This is a genomic window from Lujinxingia litoralis (assembly GCF_003260125.1).
GTDB lineage: Bacteria > Myxococcota_A > Bradymonadia > Bradymonadales > Bradymonadaceae > Lujinxingia > Lujinxingia litoralis.
The window spans coordinates 457,242-473,376 of record NZ_QHKO01000003.1; the positions used below are offsets into that span (position 1 = coordinate 457,242).

The following is a 16,135-nucleotide window of genomic DNA, read 5'->3' on the forward strand; positions in this document are numbered from 1 at the left end:
AGCGCCCTGCTTTAGGCGACGCGCGCGCCTGCACGTGTGGCTCGGAGGGGAGAGGTGAACGTAAGGACGATCCGCAGCGGATCGTTTCGAGCACAGGCGGCCCGGCGCCGCGGTGAGGATAGCATGATGGCGAGAGTCGTTGCCGCGTTGGTCGTGGCCATGAGTGCGGTGTTGGTGATCGGGAGCGCGGGCAACCTGGGCATCTGGGAGCCCTGGGAGTCGGGGGCGGTGCGTCTGGCGATGGAGGTCGACGCCGAGGCCCCGGTCGAGGAGGAGGGCGCCGAGGCTGAGGCCGCCAGAGAACCCGCCGCGACGCCGGATGAGGGACGCTTCTCGGGGCTGCGGCTCTGGCTCTTAAGCTCTCAGGTCGATGCACAGCCGGTGGTGGAGTCTGGCGAGATCGGTCGGGCCGAGCGCAGCGCCCGCGCGCCGGTGATGATCATGGGGCTTTTGCTCCTGCTCGGGGTCTGGCTCTGGACGCGCCGCTTTCTCGGGGAGCGCGCCGGCGCGATGAGCGCGGTGGTGCTGGCGACGACGCCGGCGATGATCCTGGGGGCGATCTTTGTGTCGGGACCCATGGCGCTGATGTTCACCAGCTCGCTGGCGGTGCTGGGGTTGCTGGCCGTGGCGCTGACGTCGCAGGCGCGGCGTGAGGCCTCGGAGGAGACCTCGGGCCTGAAGCTCTCGGCGGCCGACTACGGCTGGCTGGGCATGGGCGCGGCCACGCTGGCGCTGGCGGTGTGGGAGGCCGGCGTCGTGGGCCTGGCCCTGCCGGTGCTCACCCTGGGGCTGGTCGCGCTGCTGGAGTGGCGCGCCCGCGGGGGCGGTCGCCCGGTGGGGCGCGTGTTGCTCCATTGGCCGGGGCTTGTGTGGGTGGCGCCGGCCCTGGTGACGCTGGTGCTTTTGGGCCAGGAGCAGGGCTTTGGCCACCTCTTAAGCCAGATGGCGTTTGCCGAAGACGTGAACGCATCGGGGACCTTCGCCTGGTGGCTGCGCCAGATTGGGTTTGGGTTCTTCCCCTGGTTTGCGCTCTCGTTTGCGGCCTACGGCTACATGAGCTGGCGCCTTGCTGGCGAGTCGGAGGGCGATGGCGAGCCGGTTGATGTGGGGAGTGCCGCGATCGCGCGGGTGCTGATGCTCTGGCCGGCGGTGGCCTTTGTGGTCATGGTGATCGGCGGGCGCTGGGGCCACGCCAGCTACGCGGCCTTTGTGCCGCTGGCGCTGGGCGTGGGCTGGGCGCTCTCGGATCGGCGCTACTGGGATGAGCTGCGCCTGAAGCCTCAGCTCTACCTCCTGATCGCGCTCAGCGTGATCTTTGTGGTCATGATGCTGGGCAAAGATCTGGAGCGCTTCCCGCCGCGCCTGGTCGAGTTGGTGACCGGCGGACAGGATGAGCTGGGCCTTGGCGAGGACTACGAGCTGGGGCGCGCGCTCAAGCTGTGGAAGTACGGGTATGTGGCGCTGCTGGCGGCCTATTTTGCCGGGGCGCTGAGCTGGCTGGTCTTTGCCTGGCGCGATCTCAAGGTGTTCTGGGCCTGGCTGGGGCGCAGCTGGCGCACCTGGCGCGGCAAGGAGGAGGCGCCACAGCGTCAGGAGCCGGTGAGCGAGGCCGCCGAGGTGGCGTTGGAGAGCCCTGGCGAGGTGCGTGCGGCCGAGCGCGAGGCCTTCCGCCAGGGCTCGGGGCCGCTGCAGCGCCTGGCGGCCTTTGCCGAAGGGTATCGAGGCCTGGTGATCGTGGCCACGCTCGGGGCGCTGAGCTGGGCCCTGCTTCTGGTCGGGGTGTTTTTGCCCGATCTCGATTCTAACCTCTCCAACCGCAAGGTCGTGGCCAGCTATCTGGAGGTGCGTCAGGACGATGAGCCCCTCTTGCGTTATGGCTTCGACGCCAGCGACTCCGACTTCTATGTGCGGGGGCTGGAGTCGATCGCCCACGCCCGCGCGTTCAATGCGCGTTTTGCGGATGAGGAGCGCTTCTTTGCGCTGATCCCCCGCGATCGCCTGGCCGCGGTGCACTCCGATGTGCGTCGTGCCCATAAGGCCGACCTGGTGGTGGTCGATAACAGCTCATCGACGATGGTGCTGGTGAGCAACCAGCTGGGCCCGGGCGAAGTCGATCAGAGCCCGCTGGCCGGCGTGCTGCTCGACGCGCTGCCCGAGAGCGCCTCGCCGATCACCGTGGAGAATACGCCGGGCGAGTCGCCGGAGTTTAATCGGCAGATCGCGCTGATCGGTTATGAGCTCAACAAGAAGGGCGCTGAGGGGCAGCCGCCGGTGTACGCCTGGGGCGAAGAGCTGGAGATGACCCTCTACTTCGAGACTCTGCGGCGAGTGACCAGCGATCAGGAGATCTTCGTGCATATCGACACTCCCGGAAATCGCATCGGGGCGGATCACGATCCGGTGGGCGGTCATTACCCGACCAACCGCTGGCTGGAGGGCGATATCGTGAGCGATCGCCACAGCCTGACCATCGATCGCTACTCGACGCCCGGGACCTACACCATCTGGATGGGCTTTTACCGGGGTGAGAAGCGCATGCAGGTCACCCCGCGTAAGGGCCAGGATGGCCAGAACCGGGTGAAGGTGGCCACGATTGAGATTGAGGCGTTCTGATGCGGGTGAAGCAGGTGCTTTTCTGGGGGGTGTTGGCGGGATGGATGACGTTGGGAGCGGTGGCCGCGGCTCAGCCGGAGCCACCGGCTCCGGCGCCGGAATCGGGCGCCGAGGCCTGCGAGGTCGAGGCGATCGAGGGGGGCGTGCGCTGCGTGGCCGCGGGGCAGGTGGTGGCCGAGGTGGTGCACCCCGCGCTCTACGGGGCTCCGGGGCGCTACCGTGAAAACCAGGGCGGTCGCCTGCCGGTGGGGCCGGTGCGCCTGGGAGGGCGTGCCTACTACGGGGTGCGCGCCGAGCTGCTGGCCTTTGATGTGGAGGCCCGGGCGGTGGTGGAGCGCGTGGCGTTGCCGGCGCCGCTGGTGGCGATGGAGCGGGTCGAGGGAGAGCCCCCCGCGCTCCGACTGACCCTGGCCGGCGATCCCCCCACCGAGCTTCGATACACCCCTGGCGAGGCGGTGGCCTGGGGCGGGCCCTGGCGCTGGTCGGAGACCCTGGGCGCGATGCAGGACGCGATGTGGCTCCCGGAGGTTGATCTGGCCCGGGAGCCCGGCGCCGTCTCGGTGCCCGACCCCGACGCGCTGAGCCCGGGCCCGGGCGACTCGGCGTTGCTCCAGGCCATGGAGGCCCGGGCTCGGGGGGACCGCACCAACCTTTATTTTGATCTCTACCGGGCCGAGGCCTTGCTGCGCCTGGAGCGCCACGCCCCGGCGGTGCGCGCGGCCAACGACGCGGCCAACGCCCCGGCGCCCTGGTACGACCTCTTGCGCGCGAGCATGAGGCTGCACTACCGCGGGCTGCACGCCCCGGCCGAGCGGGCCTTTGAACGGGCGCTGATCGCGATGGTGGAGGCCGGCGTGCGCCCCGAGGCCCTGACCAGCCCGGTGGCCCTGAGCTTTGCCACGCTCTGGAGTCGCGATCTGATGGACTCCCTGGCCAGCCACGAGCCCGGGAGTGCCGGGGAGGGGCCCGGGGAGCACGCGCCGGTGGTCAGCGCTGTCGAGCTGCTGCAACGCCTGGAGACCATCGCGCCCAACGCCGAGGGGCTGCCGGCTGCCCGGCGCGCGCTGGGGCTCTTGCCCGTGGCTCAGGCCGGTCCCGCCGCGGTGGTGGAGCGGGCGGTGCGCCAGGTCGATCAGCACCTGGCCCTGGGGCTGGGGCTCTTGCTGGCCCTGCTGGGCGGCGGCGCGGTGGTGGGGCTGGGGCGCGGCCAGAGCCGCCGCCGCGTGGTGGGCGATGGGTTGATGTTTGGTGCGTTGCTCGCCATGAGCTTCTGGAACCTGGGGGAACTCGGGCGTCTGGCGCAGCAGGCGTCGGTGGTGTGGGCGATGCCCGATGTGGTGGGCAGCGACGCGCTGACGAGCCCCGAGGCCCGGGCCTGGCTCCAGGCGCTGGAGCCCTCCGGGGAGCGCGCCCAGCTGCTGGAGGTCTCCGGGGCCACGAGCCAGGCCCGGGCCCGGGGCGATCAGCCTCAGGCCCTGCTGGAAGGCCACACGCAGACGATGCTCGTGGGTGACGCGCTCCTGGCGCATCTTCAGGCCACCGCCATTGAGTCGCCGGCTGAGCTGGAGAGTTCGCCGGCGGTGCGCGAGGAGTTCGGCTGGCTGGACGCGGTGCGGGCCCTGGACTTAAGGGGGAGCCGCGGCGCGCTGGTGGCCGGCGGACTCCTGCTCAACGCCCTGCTCCTCGGCGGCCTGGTCTGGATGCTCGTGGGAGGCTCGCCGGCGCTGGGTCAGCGCGTACGTCGGTGGTGGCCCGGAGCGCCCCGGGGGTTGGGGCCGGCGCGCATGGTCGTGTGGACGATGTTCTGCGTGGGGGTGGCCGGGCTGAGCCCCCTCTCGGGCATGGTGCGCGGCGCCACCGATCAGGTGTGGGCCGGGTACTACGGATTGGGCGCGGTGGCCGGTCCGCCTGGCCTCCAGCTCTGGGCGCTGGCGCTGCTGGTGGTGGCGCTGGCGCTGCACCTGGGCGCGGTGGTCTTTGCGCGTCTCTATCCCTCCGGTGGCGAGGGGGCTCAGGACATCGACGAGTCCTCCGGCCAGGCTCCGGCTTAACGTGGGCCCGCAGCTCCCTGGTCGACGTGTCCCAAAAGAATCGCGCGGGCCTGGGCCGGGGTGGCCGGCTCTCGGCCGACCTCGCGGGCCAGGGCGGTCATCGCCTCGATCAGCGGGCCGTTGCCGCAAACCCTGGTGCCGTCGGGCAGGTACAGGGTGTCTTCCACGCCGGTGCGCAGGTGGCCCCCCAGCTCGGCTGTGCGGCGGTGGATCGGCCAGACCTCCTGACCCCCGATCACCACCGATTGCCAGGGGGCCCGGGCCGGGGCTTCGTCGAGGAGGATGGGCATCAGATCCTGGCGAGCGGGCATGCCGCTGGCCATCCCCAGCACAAAGCTCACCAGGTAAGGGGGCTGGAGCAGGCCGTGGCGCTCCAACAACGAGAGCGAGCGCACGATACCGGTGTCGAAGCACTCGCACTCGGGCACGATCTGGTGGTGTGCCATCAGCTCCAGAAAGGCGCCGATTTTGCTGACCGGGTTGTCCACCAGCGTCGGCGCTTCGGCCCACTGCCCGTCGCGACGCAGTTTTAAGTCGTTGAGGGAGCCGGCGTTGAGCGCCGCCATCTCCGGGCGGACGGCCTCCAGGCAGGCCCGCGGTCCGGAGAGATCGTTGCCGATGACGTCGGTGCTCAGGTTGAGGATGATGTCGGGGACCCGGGCCAGGATCGCGTCGGCGACCTCGCGGGCCCGGGCCGGATCCCAGGAGGGGGTTTGCCCATCCTGCGGATCGCGCAGGTGCAGGTGCACCATCGAGGCCCCGGCCTCGTAGGCCTGCCGGGCCTCGTCGGCCATCTGCACGGGGGTGCGGGGCGCCGGGTCGCGGTGCGCGCCGTTGAGCGCGCAGGTGATCACCACGGGGTCGGGGCTCGGGGCCATGGGGCTCTCCTCCAGAGTCGGCGGGGCTGGCGAGGCCAGCGGGGAGTGACGAGCAGCAACGTCGCCTGCGTGTACCCAAGAACGCCGCGCGGCGCCGGGTGTCGAGCGGCGGCCACAAAAAAAGGGCCCTCGCGATCAAAGCGAGGGCCCCTAAAGGGTGATGCGTGCCGGGGCGCCGCGGCCGGTTTGAGCCGGCGGCGACGTCTCAGGCGATCAGTAGCGGTAGTAGTCGGGCTTGAAGGGGCCTTCGACGCCCACGCCGATGTACTCGGCCTGCTCTTTGCTCAGGCTGGTGAGCTGCGCGCCGAGCTTGCCCAGGTGGAGTTTGGCGACCATTTCGTCGAGGTGCTTGGGCAGGGTGATGACATCCTTGCCGTAGGCTTCAGCGTTGGCGTGCAGCTCCATCTGCGCCAGCACCTGGTTGGTGAACGAGGCGCTCATCACGAAGCTGGGGTGGCCGGTGGCGCAGCCCAGGTTCACCAGGCGACCTTCGGCCAGGATGATGATGGAGTTGCCCGTTTCCTTGAACTTCCACTCGTGGACCTGGGGCTTGATCTGGATCTTCTCAACTTCGCCGCGCTCGCGCATCGCCTCCAGACCGGCCATATCGATCTCGTTATCGAAGTGGCCGATGTTGCAGACGATGGCGTTATGCTTCATCCGCTTCATGTGGTCGGCGGTGATGACGTTGAAGTTGCCGGTGGCGGTCACGTAGATGTCGTAGCCCAGCTCCAGAGCCTGCTCCATCGTGATGACGTCGAGGCCGTGCATGCAGGCCTGGAGCGCGCAGATGGGGTCGATCTCGGTGACGGCCACGCGGGCCCGCTGGCTGGAGAGCGACTGCGCCGAGCCTTTGCCCACATCGCCGTAGCCGGCGACCAGGGCGCGCTTGCCGGCGAGCATCACGTCGGTGGCGCGCATGATGGCGTCGACCAGGGAGTGGCGGCAGCCGTAGACGTTGTCGAACTTGCTCTTGGTGACGGCGTCGTTGACGTTGATCGCCGGGAAGAGCAGCGTGCCCTCTTTCTGCGACTGGTAGAGGCGATGCACCCCGGTGGTGGTCTCCTCGCTGACGCCGCGGATGTTGGGGGCGGTGCGGCTCCAGTAGCCCTTGTCCAGACCCTGGAGCTCCTTGAGCACCGAGAGCACCACGCGGAACTCCGCGTTATCGGTGGTGGAGGGGTCGGCGCTGATGTTGTTCTGCTCAAACTCAAAGCCCTTGTGGACCAGGAGCGTGGCGTCGCCCCCGTCGTCAAGGATGAGGTTGGGGCCCTGTCCGTCGGGCCAGTTCAGCGCCTGGAAGGTGCACCACCAGTACTCTTCCAGCGTCTCACCCTTCCAGGCAAAGACGGGCACGCCCTGGGGATTATCGGCGGTGCCTTCGGGGCCGACGGCCACGGCGGCCGCGGCGTGATCCTGGGTCGAGTAGATGTTACAGGAGGCCCAGCGCACGTCGGCGCCCAGGGTCACCAGGGTCTCAATGAGCACGGCGGTCTGAATCGTCATGTGCAACGAGCCCATGATGCGCGCGCCTTTAAGGGGCTGGGCCTCGCCATACTGCTCGCGCAGCGCCATCAGCCCGGGCATCTCGGCTTCGGCCAGCTCGATCTCTTTGCGGCCAAAGGCCACCGTTTCCGGGGAGAGGTCGGCGACCACGAAGGGGTCATTGGTCAGCAGCGGGCGACCGGTGTTCATGAAGGGGGGGATCACGTCGGCTGGCGAGCTGGTCATGGAGAGCTCCCTTGCAAGATGAAGGTAAAAGATAAGGTGCGCCCAGGAGGGGCAGCGTGCCTGAGGTTCGCGAGTGGCGATGAGCCCAAAACGTCTGCTCTGGCGCAAAGTGCGGTGTGCGGCGTCCAGAGAGCGGTGGTGTCGGGCAAAGGGTTGACCAAAAGAGCCTATTCCTGTCAAGCGTGGGCCCCGGGGAGAAGGGGGAAAAGGCGTCGCCGCGACCCCGTTGTGTGCCGGGGCCCACTGGCGCCCAACCCCCGCGGGGCCAGCTCCCATGCGCTTCGACGCGTGTGTTTTAAAATGAAAGAGGTGCGTCGGAGTGCGCGACGCAGGTGTCTGCACGTGAAAGAGGCGCGTCGGAGTGCGTGACGGGGGTGTTTGAGACTGAAAGAGGCGTGTCGGAGCGCGCGACGGGGGGGGTTGATTTGCGGGAAGGCGCGTCGAAGTGTTCGACGGAGGTGTTTGAGTTTCGGAAGGGCGTGTCGACGTGTTCGTCGGCTGTGTTTGAGCCGTGGGAGGTAGAAAGAGGCCGGGGGAGAGCGCCTGCGAGGTCTGCGACGTTGACCCTGATTCAGGGGCGACCTACGATGGCGCAAGTCGTGCGCAGTGAATGTGAATACGCGGCAAAGTCGGGGCAGGAGTCTCCGGTCGGTGCGAGGGGATACGTGCCGGATGTCGCAGAACTTTGATCCAGGGAAGGTCGCCACCGCCAACGATTCGGGTGTGCGGCGCCGAGGCGAGCATGAAGCTATATTGCCCCCAATGTCAGCAGCGTTTTGATGGCGAGCTGGAGGTCTGCCCCGACGATGGCAGTCGCCTCTTTCTGCTCGACTCGCCGCAGGCGGCGCCGGATCCCTTGCTGGGGCAGGTGATTGATGAGCGCTTTCGGATTGAGCGCCTGCTGGGCGTGGGGGGCATGGGCGCGGTCTACGCCGGGGTGCAGCTCTCGGTGAACCGGGAGGTGGCGATCAAGGTGCTGCGCCCGGAGATGAGCGATCGTGAGAAGGCGTTGGAGCGCTTCTTTCGCGAGGCCAAGGTCGTCTCGGAGTTGAGTCACGCCAACATCGTGAGCCTCTTTGATTTTGGTCAGGATCGCTCCCGCGATCTGCTCTACCTGGTGATGGAGTTGGTGCGGGGGATCGGTCTGGGAGAACTGCTGGAACAGGGGCGCTTGCGGGTGAACATGGCGTTGGAGGTGGTCTACCAGGTGTGTGGGGCACTGACCGAGCCGCACGCCCGCGGGATCATTCACCGCGATCTCAAGCCGGATAATCTGGTGCTGCTGCCGGTGAGCGACGGGACGGTGCAGGTGAAGGTGCTGGATTTCGGGATCGCCCGGGCGCTGGAGCAGAGCACGCAGATCACCAAGACGGGCATGATCTGCGGGACGCCGGCGTACATGGCGCCGGAGCAGGCCCAGAATCACGCGATCGACGGGCGCACCGACCTCTACGCGCTGGGGGTGATTCTCTTTGAGATGCTCAGCGGGATGGTGCCCTTTAGCGGGGAGACAAGCCTGCAGATCTTGTTCAGCCATCTCCAGAAGAGCCCGCCTTCGTTGCGGCATCTGGTGGGAGTGGGGAGTCTGCCGGAGGACGTCGAGGCGCTCTGCTACCGCCTGCTGGCCAAGGCTCCCGAGGAGCGGCCGGCGTCGGCGCGGGAGGTGCGCGATGAGATCGATCAGCTGCGGATGCGCCATCAGCTGCGCCCGGTGCGTCTGGATGCGGGGCGAGCCGGGGTGGAGGCCTTTGAGGGCTGGTTGATGCCGCATCTCGATACTGATCGCCGGGCGGCGCCCAGCTCCACGCAGGCGCAGCGTCAGCGTCAGACGCCGCAGACCGGCGGGTTTGGCGCGGTGCCCGGGACCGACGAGTTTGAGAGCATGCCCACCCGGCTGATGCGGACGCCGGCAGAGCAAGAGCCGGTGCGGGTGGGCGCCGAGGGGGAGGCGGACACGCTGCCGGAGTTTGGTGGCGCCCCCCGAGGGCCCGAGCTTAAGAGCGCGCGCCGCGATACGATCACCGGGGAGTCGCAGGTGGATGTGCAGGTCGCCCGCATCCGGGGGCCGCTGGCCACGATGCCGGTGGACCTGGAGGAGCCGGCGGGGCGGCGTCGGACCGGGCTGGTGGCGGCGGTGGCGGTGGTGGCGGTGCTGGGAGCCGGGGGGGCGGTGTGGCTGATGGGAGATAAGGGTGGGGAGCCGGCGGGGGCGCCGGTGAACTCGCCGGCCCTTGTCGAGGTTGAAGCGACGCCGCCGGAGCTTGAGCGCGCCCCGGAGGTCGAGGGCGACTTTCATATTCATGCCCGCAGCGCCGGCGCGGAGGCGGGGGCGGAGGCGGTGCTCAAGGTGCGGGAGTTGACCGCGACGCAGGCCGCGTTGGCCCGGGTGGCCGCCGAGCGCCAGGCCGCGCAGGAGCGTAGCGAGCGGGAGCGCGTGCGGGAGGCAGCGGCGCGTCGCAAAGCGCGCCGGGAGGCCCGGGCGCAGGACGAGGCGCCGGCCGGAGCTGATGAGCCCACTGGCGAGGACGCGGTCCAGAACGCCGCACAGGTGCGCGATAAAGGGAACCAGACCGACTCGGCGCTGCGCGAGCGGTTGCGCCGGTTGCGTTCCGGAGAGTAAGACCGGCCGGGACGATGATGTCGAAGATTCGGGTAAGGACGGATGCGGATGAAGAAGCGAGTGGTGTGGGCGGTGCTGGCGGCGGTGTTGATGTGTCTGTGTGCCAGTGTGGCGGTGGCGGCGGAGCCTTTTGATGCGCTCAGCGAAGCGGAGAAGGTTGAGCTGATCGAGCTGATCGACTCCGGGACGGCTGCTTACGACGCCGGGGAGTTCCAGACCGCGGTGGAGCTTTTTCATCGGGCCTATGAGCTGGCTCCGCTGCCCGATTTTCTCTACCGGCTGGGGCTGGCCTACGAGCGTCTGGGGGAGGATGCGCGGGCGGTGGAGTATTACCGCAGCTTTCTCAACGCGGAGCCACAGGCCGAGGAGCGGGGGCGAATTGAGAGCACGATTGAGGTGATCGAGGGGCGCCTGGCCCGTCGCGCGCGGACCTCGATTGAGGTGATCACCCGTCCGGAGGGGGCGCGGGTGTACGTGGGCTCTCGCGAGGATGGGATGCGGGGAGTGACGCCGATCGAGCTCAACGTGGAGCCCGGGGAGTACCGGCTGATCGTGGAGCTGGAGGGCTACGAGGTGGTCGAGGAGCAGGTGCAGGTGCCTCAGGGGCAGCGGGTGGTGCTGCGCCCGGGGCTGACGCCGCAGGGGGGCTTTGCGGAGGCGGATCGTTCGGTGTGGCGCTCGACCTGGGTGCCGGTGTCGCTGGCGGTGGTGGGCGCGGGGGCGCTGGTGTTGACCCCGGTGTTTAACGGGCTGGCCAATGACGCCGCTGCGGAGCGCTCCGAGCTCTTGCAAGACCGTCGCTCCACGCAGAATGAGGTGGATAAGTACGCCATCGAGCGTCGGGAGGCGACCTACCGGGGGCTGACGATCGGGGCGGCGGTGGTGGGCGGGGCCGCGATCACCACCGCCGGCGCGTTGCTGGTGTGGCAGCTCCTCGCCGATGACGCCGGCGCCGGCGCCGAGCAGGCGGGCCTGGAGGCGGTGGGCGTGGGGCCGCTGGGCGACACCGTGGGCGTGGGCCTGCGGGGGCGTTTCTGACGCGCCGTGAGTCTTTCATCGGAACATGAAGCGAAGGCGGCGCCCGGGCTGGTGGGGCGCCTCGAAGTCCTGCTCTCCGAGGCGTTGGCGCGTGGCGAGTCGGTGAGTTCTGCGCACTGGCACGGGGCGTTGATGGCCGCCGGGGCGGCCCGGCGTCAGGGGTGTCTGGGGCTTAAGGTGTCGCCGATCGCTGAGGAGGATGCGCTGGCGGCGGCCGCCAAGCTGGGGCTGGACGAGGCGCTGGGCGCGTGGCCCGATGCGCTCTTTGAGGACCCGCACGCGCTGGGCTGGCTGCATCAGGGGTGGTCGTCGGTGGGGCGTCTGGAGAGCTTTGAGGGACATGTGCAGCGCGGTGAGCGCCACGGGTCGGCCACGGTCTCCACGCAGCTCTACACCCCGCGCTGGGTGGCCGATGCGCTGGCGCGGCGCGCGATGGCGGGAGGAGAGGCCACCCGGGTGCTCGATCCGGCGGTGGGCGGCGCGCAGATGTTGCTGGCGGCGCTTCAGGTGTGGGTGGATCAGGGGAGGGATCCTCTGCGGGCGGTGAGCGGGCTCTGGGGCTGGGATCTCGACCCGCGGGCGGTGGCGGTGGCCCGGCTCACGCTGAAGCTGGAGCTGGCCCGCTTGTTGGGCCGGCGCACAGCGGAGGGGGAGGCGCGCATCGACGCGCAGATCGTCTGCCGTGACGCGCTGGTGGGGGAGTCCGAGGTGTTTGACGTGGTGTTGACCAACCCGCCCTACATGGGCTGGCGCTCGATGCCCGAGGAGCTGCGCGCGCTGCTCAAGGAGCGGTACCGGCCCTTTGAGCGCGACCTCTACGCGGCCTTTATCAAGCGCTGCCAGGAGCTGGCCTCGCAGTCGGTGGGGCTGCTGGTGCAGCAGGGGATCTTTTATCTCAAAGGCTTTCAGGCCGCGCGGCGGGCGTTGCTGGAGGCCGGCGAACTCCGCGACTTTCTGCACCTGGGCGCCGGGGCGTTCTGGGGGTTGAGCGGGGAGAAGGCCAGCGTGGTGGGCTTTGTGCAGACGATGGGGGAGGGGGCCGGGGAGGCCACCCGGGTCTGGGATCTGCGCGGGCTTCGCGGCCCGCAGGATAAGGAGCGGGCCTATCGGGAGCGCGCCCCGCAGCGTTTTGAGCCCTGGCGAGCGCGTGCGGTGCCCGGGCGGCCCTTTTGCTATGAGCTGCCGGGGGAGCTGCTGCGCTGGTTTGATGAGGCTGAGCCCCTGGACGCCATCGCCGAGGTGCCCGGGGGGCAGAATAAGACCGGGGCCAACCGCCGCTTTGTGAGGCGTTTTGACCAGGTGGACCCGGCAAAGATCACGCATACGCCGGGGCTCTGGGAGGAGGGGGAGGCCTCGGGGCGCTGGCGCTTCTACAGCAAGGGCGGGCGTTTTGCGCCCTGGTGGGGCAACTGGGAGTGGGTGGTGGACTGGTCGGAGCAGGCCCGGGAGTTCTACGCGAGCAACCGCACCTCGAACCTGCTCTCGGAGGCCTACGTGGGGCGCGAGGGGATCTGCTACACGGACTTTGCCGGCGGGCGTTTTAACGCGCGGTGGATGCCGGCGGGGTGTGTGTTTGACATGACGGGGCCGGCGATTTTTGTGCGCCCGCAGTGGTTGGCGGGGTTGAGTTTTGAGGAGCGCAACGCGGCGTTGCTGGGGGTGCTGAACAGCGGTCCGGCCCGGCGTCTGTTGCGGGCGCTCAATCCGACGCTGCATTTTCAGGTCAGCGATGTGCGCGCGCTGCCGGTGCCGCGGCTCAGCGAGGCGAAGGCGCGCCGGATCGCGGCGCTGGTGCGCGCCCAGGTGGCGGGGGTGCGTCGGGCCCACCAGGGGTTGGGGGGCAGCGTGCTTCAGGGGCAGGCCGCGCTCTCGGCCGGGGAGCTGCGGGCGTTGCTCGCCAGGCTCAAGGCGCTGGAGGCGGCGCTGGAGGCGGAGGTGGCCGAACTCTATGAGGTGGGGATTCGACCGCCGGTGGGCGCCTCGGTGGAGGCGCATCACGCGCTGGTAGGGCTCTACCGGGGCCACGGGCTGGCGTTGAGCTGAGCCAGCCGGGGGTCAGCGCATGCGGGAGAGGCGGAAATAGACGGCGGTGGTCAGGGTGTCGACGCGGGCGGGCCAGTCGGGGTAGGCGGCGCTGACCTCGTTGAGGCGGCGGTCGAACTGGCGCAAAAGGTTGCGCTGATCCCCCAGAACCTGGTTGACCTGGCTCCAGCCGGCGGCGCTGAAGAGCGCTCGCCGGCGGGCGTAGTCGGCTTCGATCTGGCGCACGTTGGTGCGGCTGGCGGCGATGAACTCGCGGTGGTCGGCGATCTGGGCGGGCATGGCGGCCAGGCGCATGCGCAGGCTGCCTTTGAGCAGGCGGATCTGGTCGACGAGAAAGAGCAGGCGCAGGGCGTCGTTGCGCGCGTCGAGCTCCAGGGTGCCGATGGCCTGGTTGAGGCGATCCAGGTGCGCGGGACGGCAGGTCAGCGGCGCGCCGGTGGTGGGGGGGGCGCTGGTGGCCGCCGGGGCGTACTCGGTGTTGAGGCAACTGACCGCCACCAGGCGAAAGAGGTCGGTGGGGAAGGTCTCATCGCGCTGGCGATTGGTCAGCGTGCTCAGTGAGAGCAGGAGGTTATCCAGGCGTTGGAGATCCTGGACGATGGCGACCTCGGATTCATGGACCGAGGCCAGCCGCTGGACGGTCTCGTTGCGATCGAGGTCCAGGTTGGGCGGGGGCGGATCGGGAACCGTGGCGCAGGCGGCCTGCAGAAGCAGCACAAGGAGGAGGGGCAGTATGGCGAGGGGCATGGTGGGGATCTCGGTGCTGCGGGCGCCCGGGGGCGGCAGGTGCGCCGGTGGATGGGGCGCCCGCAGCCGGGGCTTACGAGCCCTGGAAGACGTCGTCGGGCACCGACGGCAGCTCTTCGATGTTGGGCATCAAGATGATCTCGATGCGGCGGTTGAGCGCGCGCATCTCACGGTCTTCGTTATCGGCGATGGGGTCAAACTCTCCGTAGCCGGCGGCGGCCAGGTTGGTGGGGTTGACGCCCTGCTCCTGCAGAAATTTCACAACTTCGACGGCGCGTGCCGTGGAGAGCTCCCAGTTTGAGGAGAAGCGACCGGAGCTGATCGGCACATTATCGGTGTGTCCGGCGACGAGGAAGTTGCGATCGTCGACCTCTTGAAGCACGGCGGCCAGTTCCTGGAGGGCGTTCTGGCCGTCTTGCTTGATGTCGGTGCGTCCGGAGTCGAAGAGGATGTTGTCGGCGAGCTCAATGACCATGCGGCCTTCGCGGATTTTGACCGAGAGCTGGCCGGATTCGACCATGGAGGCCAGGCGGTTGGCCAGGTTGCGGTATTCCTGGAGGCGCGCCTCGGTTTGAGCGCGGGCGCGCCGCAGCTCATCGAGTTCGGTGCGGGAGGCCTCCAGGGCTTCTTCCAGGCCGCCGGCACGCGACTCGTAGAGATCCAGGTCGCCGCGGGCCTCGCTGAGCTCGGTTTCCAGGGCGAGTTTATCGTTTTCGAGTTTGGCGATGCGGGCTTCCAGGGTCTCGATCTGGCCGCGGAGCTCTTCTTCGACTTCGGCTTTTTCGCGTTCGGTGGTGGCGAGGGCGATCTTGGTATTTTCCATATCGCGGAGCATCGCCTCGTGTTCATCGGTGGGGACTCCGCAGCCGATCAGCAGGGAGGCAGCGAGCAGGGCGACGAGTGATTTTTTCATGTCATACTCCTTTAACAGACCATCGATGCGAGGAGCTCCCGGCGCTCCGGCGTGCGTGAGGAGGGCTTGAGCGGGAGCGCCGGCCAGTATGGGGCGGCAGATGTAGTAGAGGGGAGGATAGCGCGGCGGGGGGCCTGGCGAGAAGGGGCGCCGGGGGAGTTTTACGACCTTTTGCAGTCGTGGGAGGCCTGGACGCCGCGCAGATGGCGCTCGAAGCGGTGGACGACCCACAGGTGCATCAGCGCCTGGGTAAAGCGGTAGATGAGCCAGGGGAGGCGAGGCTCAAAATCATGGATGGCCACGATGGTGTGGTCGCTGCGGGGGATCTGGCGAAACTCCAGGCGCCCGGGCTGGTGGGGTCTGGCAAGCAGTCCGCCGGTGATCCAGAAGAGCTGGCGGTCGGGGGTGCTGACCTCGGGGGCCAGGGTGAGTTCCAGCAGGGGCCAGGGCAGAGGGCCGAGAAAGAAGCGGGCGATCGAGGGGTGATCGGGATCGGTGTCGTGGGTGGCGCGGATGAGGAAGCGCAGCGAGGTGGGCAGCCAGCGCACGTATTCGTGGGCGGTCCAGCGGGCATCTTTTCCCGGGGGGAGGGTCAGGCGCTGGACGGAGCGCACCAGGGAGGGGAGCCCCTGGCGGTGGGTGAGCGCGCGGGAGGCGGGCCTGGGGGCCTCAGCGCAGGCTTTGAGCGCGCGGGACAGGGGCGTGAGCGGGCGCTTGCAGGCCGCTTCGAAGGGGAAAGCGCGCTCATGTCGGGAGGGTTGGGCCAGGAGTTCCTGGAGCATGTCTCGCCATTCGACGCCGACGGAGGCGGGCATCGAGGCGCGGGGATGGAGGAGGCCGGAGGAGCGCCAGCGCAGGCGGTGGCCGCGGTGCTCGGCCAGGCGTTCGACGAGGGCTTTAAAGCTGAGCGACTCGGGGCCGTGGAGGTTGAAGGTGTCGCCGAAGCGCGCCGGGTCGGTGAGGATGGCTTCGGCCGCCGCGAGGACATCAGCCAGGGCGATGGGGCGTAGGCAGGCGTGGAAGTTCGCCTGGAGGGTCGGGCGTGGGCCGGCGGCCAGGTGCTGAGCGATGCGTGTCAGGGGGCTTTGAGGGCTGAGAACCAGGGGCAGGCGTAGGGTGGTGACCGGCACGCCGTAGGCGCTCAGAGCGTTGTGAATCTCGTGGGTGCGGCCCAGGTCGTGGGCGGCGTTGGGCGGGGTGTCGCACCCCAAATAGAGGATGTGGCGGAGCCCGTGGTGGGCGGCGGCGCGCCCGAAATTATCGGCGCAGAGCACGTCGAGGTCGGCGAGGTGGGCCTGGGTGAGGCGAGCGCGGTGACGGGTCTGGTGGACGGCGTAGATGGCCAGCGACGCGCCCTGGAGGGCGTTGAAGGTCTGGAGGCGGCTGAAGAGGTCGGTCTGGCGCCAGTGGGGCAGGGCGGGAGTGGTGGGGGTGCTGTGTCGGGAGAGGCCGAGGAGTTCGAAGCGTGCGCTCAGGTGGTGGGCCAGCGCCTGCCCCAGCG

10 protein-coding genes are annotated in these 16,135 nt (G+C 69.1%); 5 read left to right on the forward strand and 5 right to left on the reverse strand.

Going from position 1 to position 16,135, the window contains the following annotated elements:
- The first annotated feature begins 126 nt into the window (after positions 1–126).
- Both DL240_RS09255 and DL240_RS09260 read left to right on the forward strand, forming a co-directional pair.
- A complete protein-coding gene (locus tag DL240_RS09255) occupies positions 127–2,613 on the forward strand; it encodes an ArnT family glycosyltransferase (RefSeq protein WP_158542457.1) in 2,487 nt (828 codons plus the stop codon).
- On the forward strand, positions 2,613–4,664 hold the full coding sequence (locus DL240_RS09260; RefSeq protein ID WP_111729594.1) for a hypothetical protein: 2,052 nt from the start codon (positions 2,613–2,615) through the stop codon (positions 4,662–4,664). Before DL240_RS09255 ends, DL240_RS09260 begins: the two co-directional genes overlap by 1 nt.
- Here DL240_RS09260 and DL240_RS09265 read toward each other — a convergent pair.
- A complete protein-coding gene (locus tag DL240_RS09265; RefSeq protein WP_111729595.1) occupies positions 4,661–5,542 on the reverse strand; it encodes a beta-keto acid cleavage family enzyme in 882 nt (293 codons plus the stop codon). The genes DL240_RS09260 and DL240_RS09265 overlap by 4 nt on opposite strands.
- Positions 5,543–5,755: 213 nt before the next feature.
- Positions 5,756–7,237 (reverse strand): adenosylhomocysteinase, encoded by a 1,482-nt coding sequence (gene ahcY / locus DL240_RS09270; RefSeq protein WP_199589784.1) that lies wholly within the window; start codon positions 7,235–7,237, stop codon positions 5,756–5,758.
- 778 nt (positions 7,238–8,015) lie between these two features.
- Between ahcY and DL240_RS09275 the strand changes: the two genes are divergently transcribed.
- Genes DL240_RS09275 through DL240_RS09285 form a run of 3 tightly spaced genes read left to right on the forward strand, consistent with a single transcriptional unit; the run spans position 8,016 to position 12,974 of the window.
- The gene (locus tag DL240_RS09275) at positions 8,016–9,893 is read left to right on the forward strand and encodes a serine/threonine-protein kinase (protein WP_111729597.1); all 1,878 of its coding nucleotides are present in this window, start codon (positions 8,016–8,018) and stop codon (positions 9,891–9,893) included.
- Positions 9,894–9,941: 48 nt separating this feature from the next.
- Entirely contained in the window at positions 9,942–10,931 is a 990-nt protein-coding gene (locus tag DL240_RS09280) for a PEGA domain-containing protein (protein ID WP_158542458.1), read from the forward strand.
- A gap of 6 nt (positions 10,932–10,937) precedes the next feature.
- A complete protein-coding gene (locus DL240_RS09285) occupies positions 10,938–12,974 on the forward strand; it encodes an Eco57I restriction-modification methylase domain-containing protein (protein WP_146618206.1) in 2,037 nt (678 codons plus the stop codon).
- 12 nt (positions 12,975–12,986) lie between these two features.
- On the opposite strand, the gene DL240_RS09290 is transcribed toward DL240_RS09285, so the two are convergent.
- From DL240_RS09290 to DL240_RS09300, 3 genes are all read right to left on the reverse strand, one after another.
- Complete coding sequence (locus DL240_RS09290; protein WP_111729600.1) at positions 12,987–13,721, reverse strand: hypothetical protein; 735 nt, start codon at positions 13,719–13,721, stop codon at positions 12,987–12,989.
- 73 nt (positions 13,722–13,794) lie between these two features.
- Positions 13,795–14,634: an OmpA/MotB family protein gene (locus DL240_RS09295; protein ID WP_111729601.1), complete on the reverse strand. Its 840-nt coding sequence runs from the start codon at positions 14,632–14,634 to the stop codon at positions 13,795–13,797.
- Between the two features lie 161 nt (positions 14,635–14,795).
- On the reverse strand, positions 14,796–15,908 hold the full coding sequence (locus tag DL240_RS09300; RefSeq protein WP_111729602.1) for an SDR family oxidoreductase: 1,113 nt from the start codon (positions 15,906–15,908) through the stop codon (positions 14,796–14,798).
- Positions 15,909–16,135 lie beyond the last annotated feature (227 nt).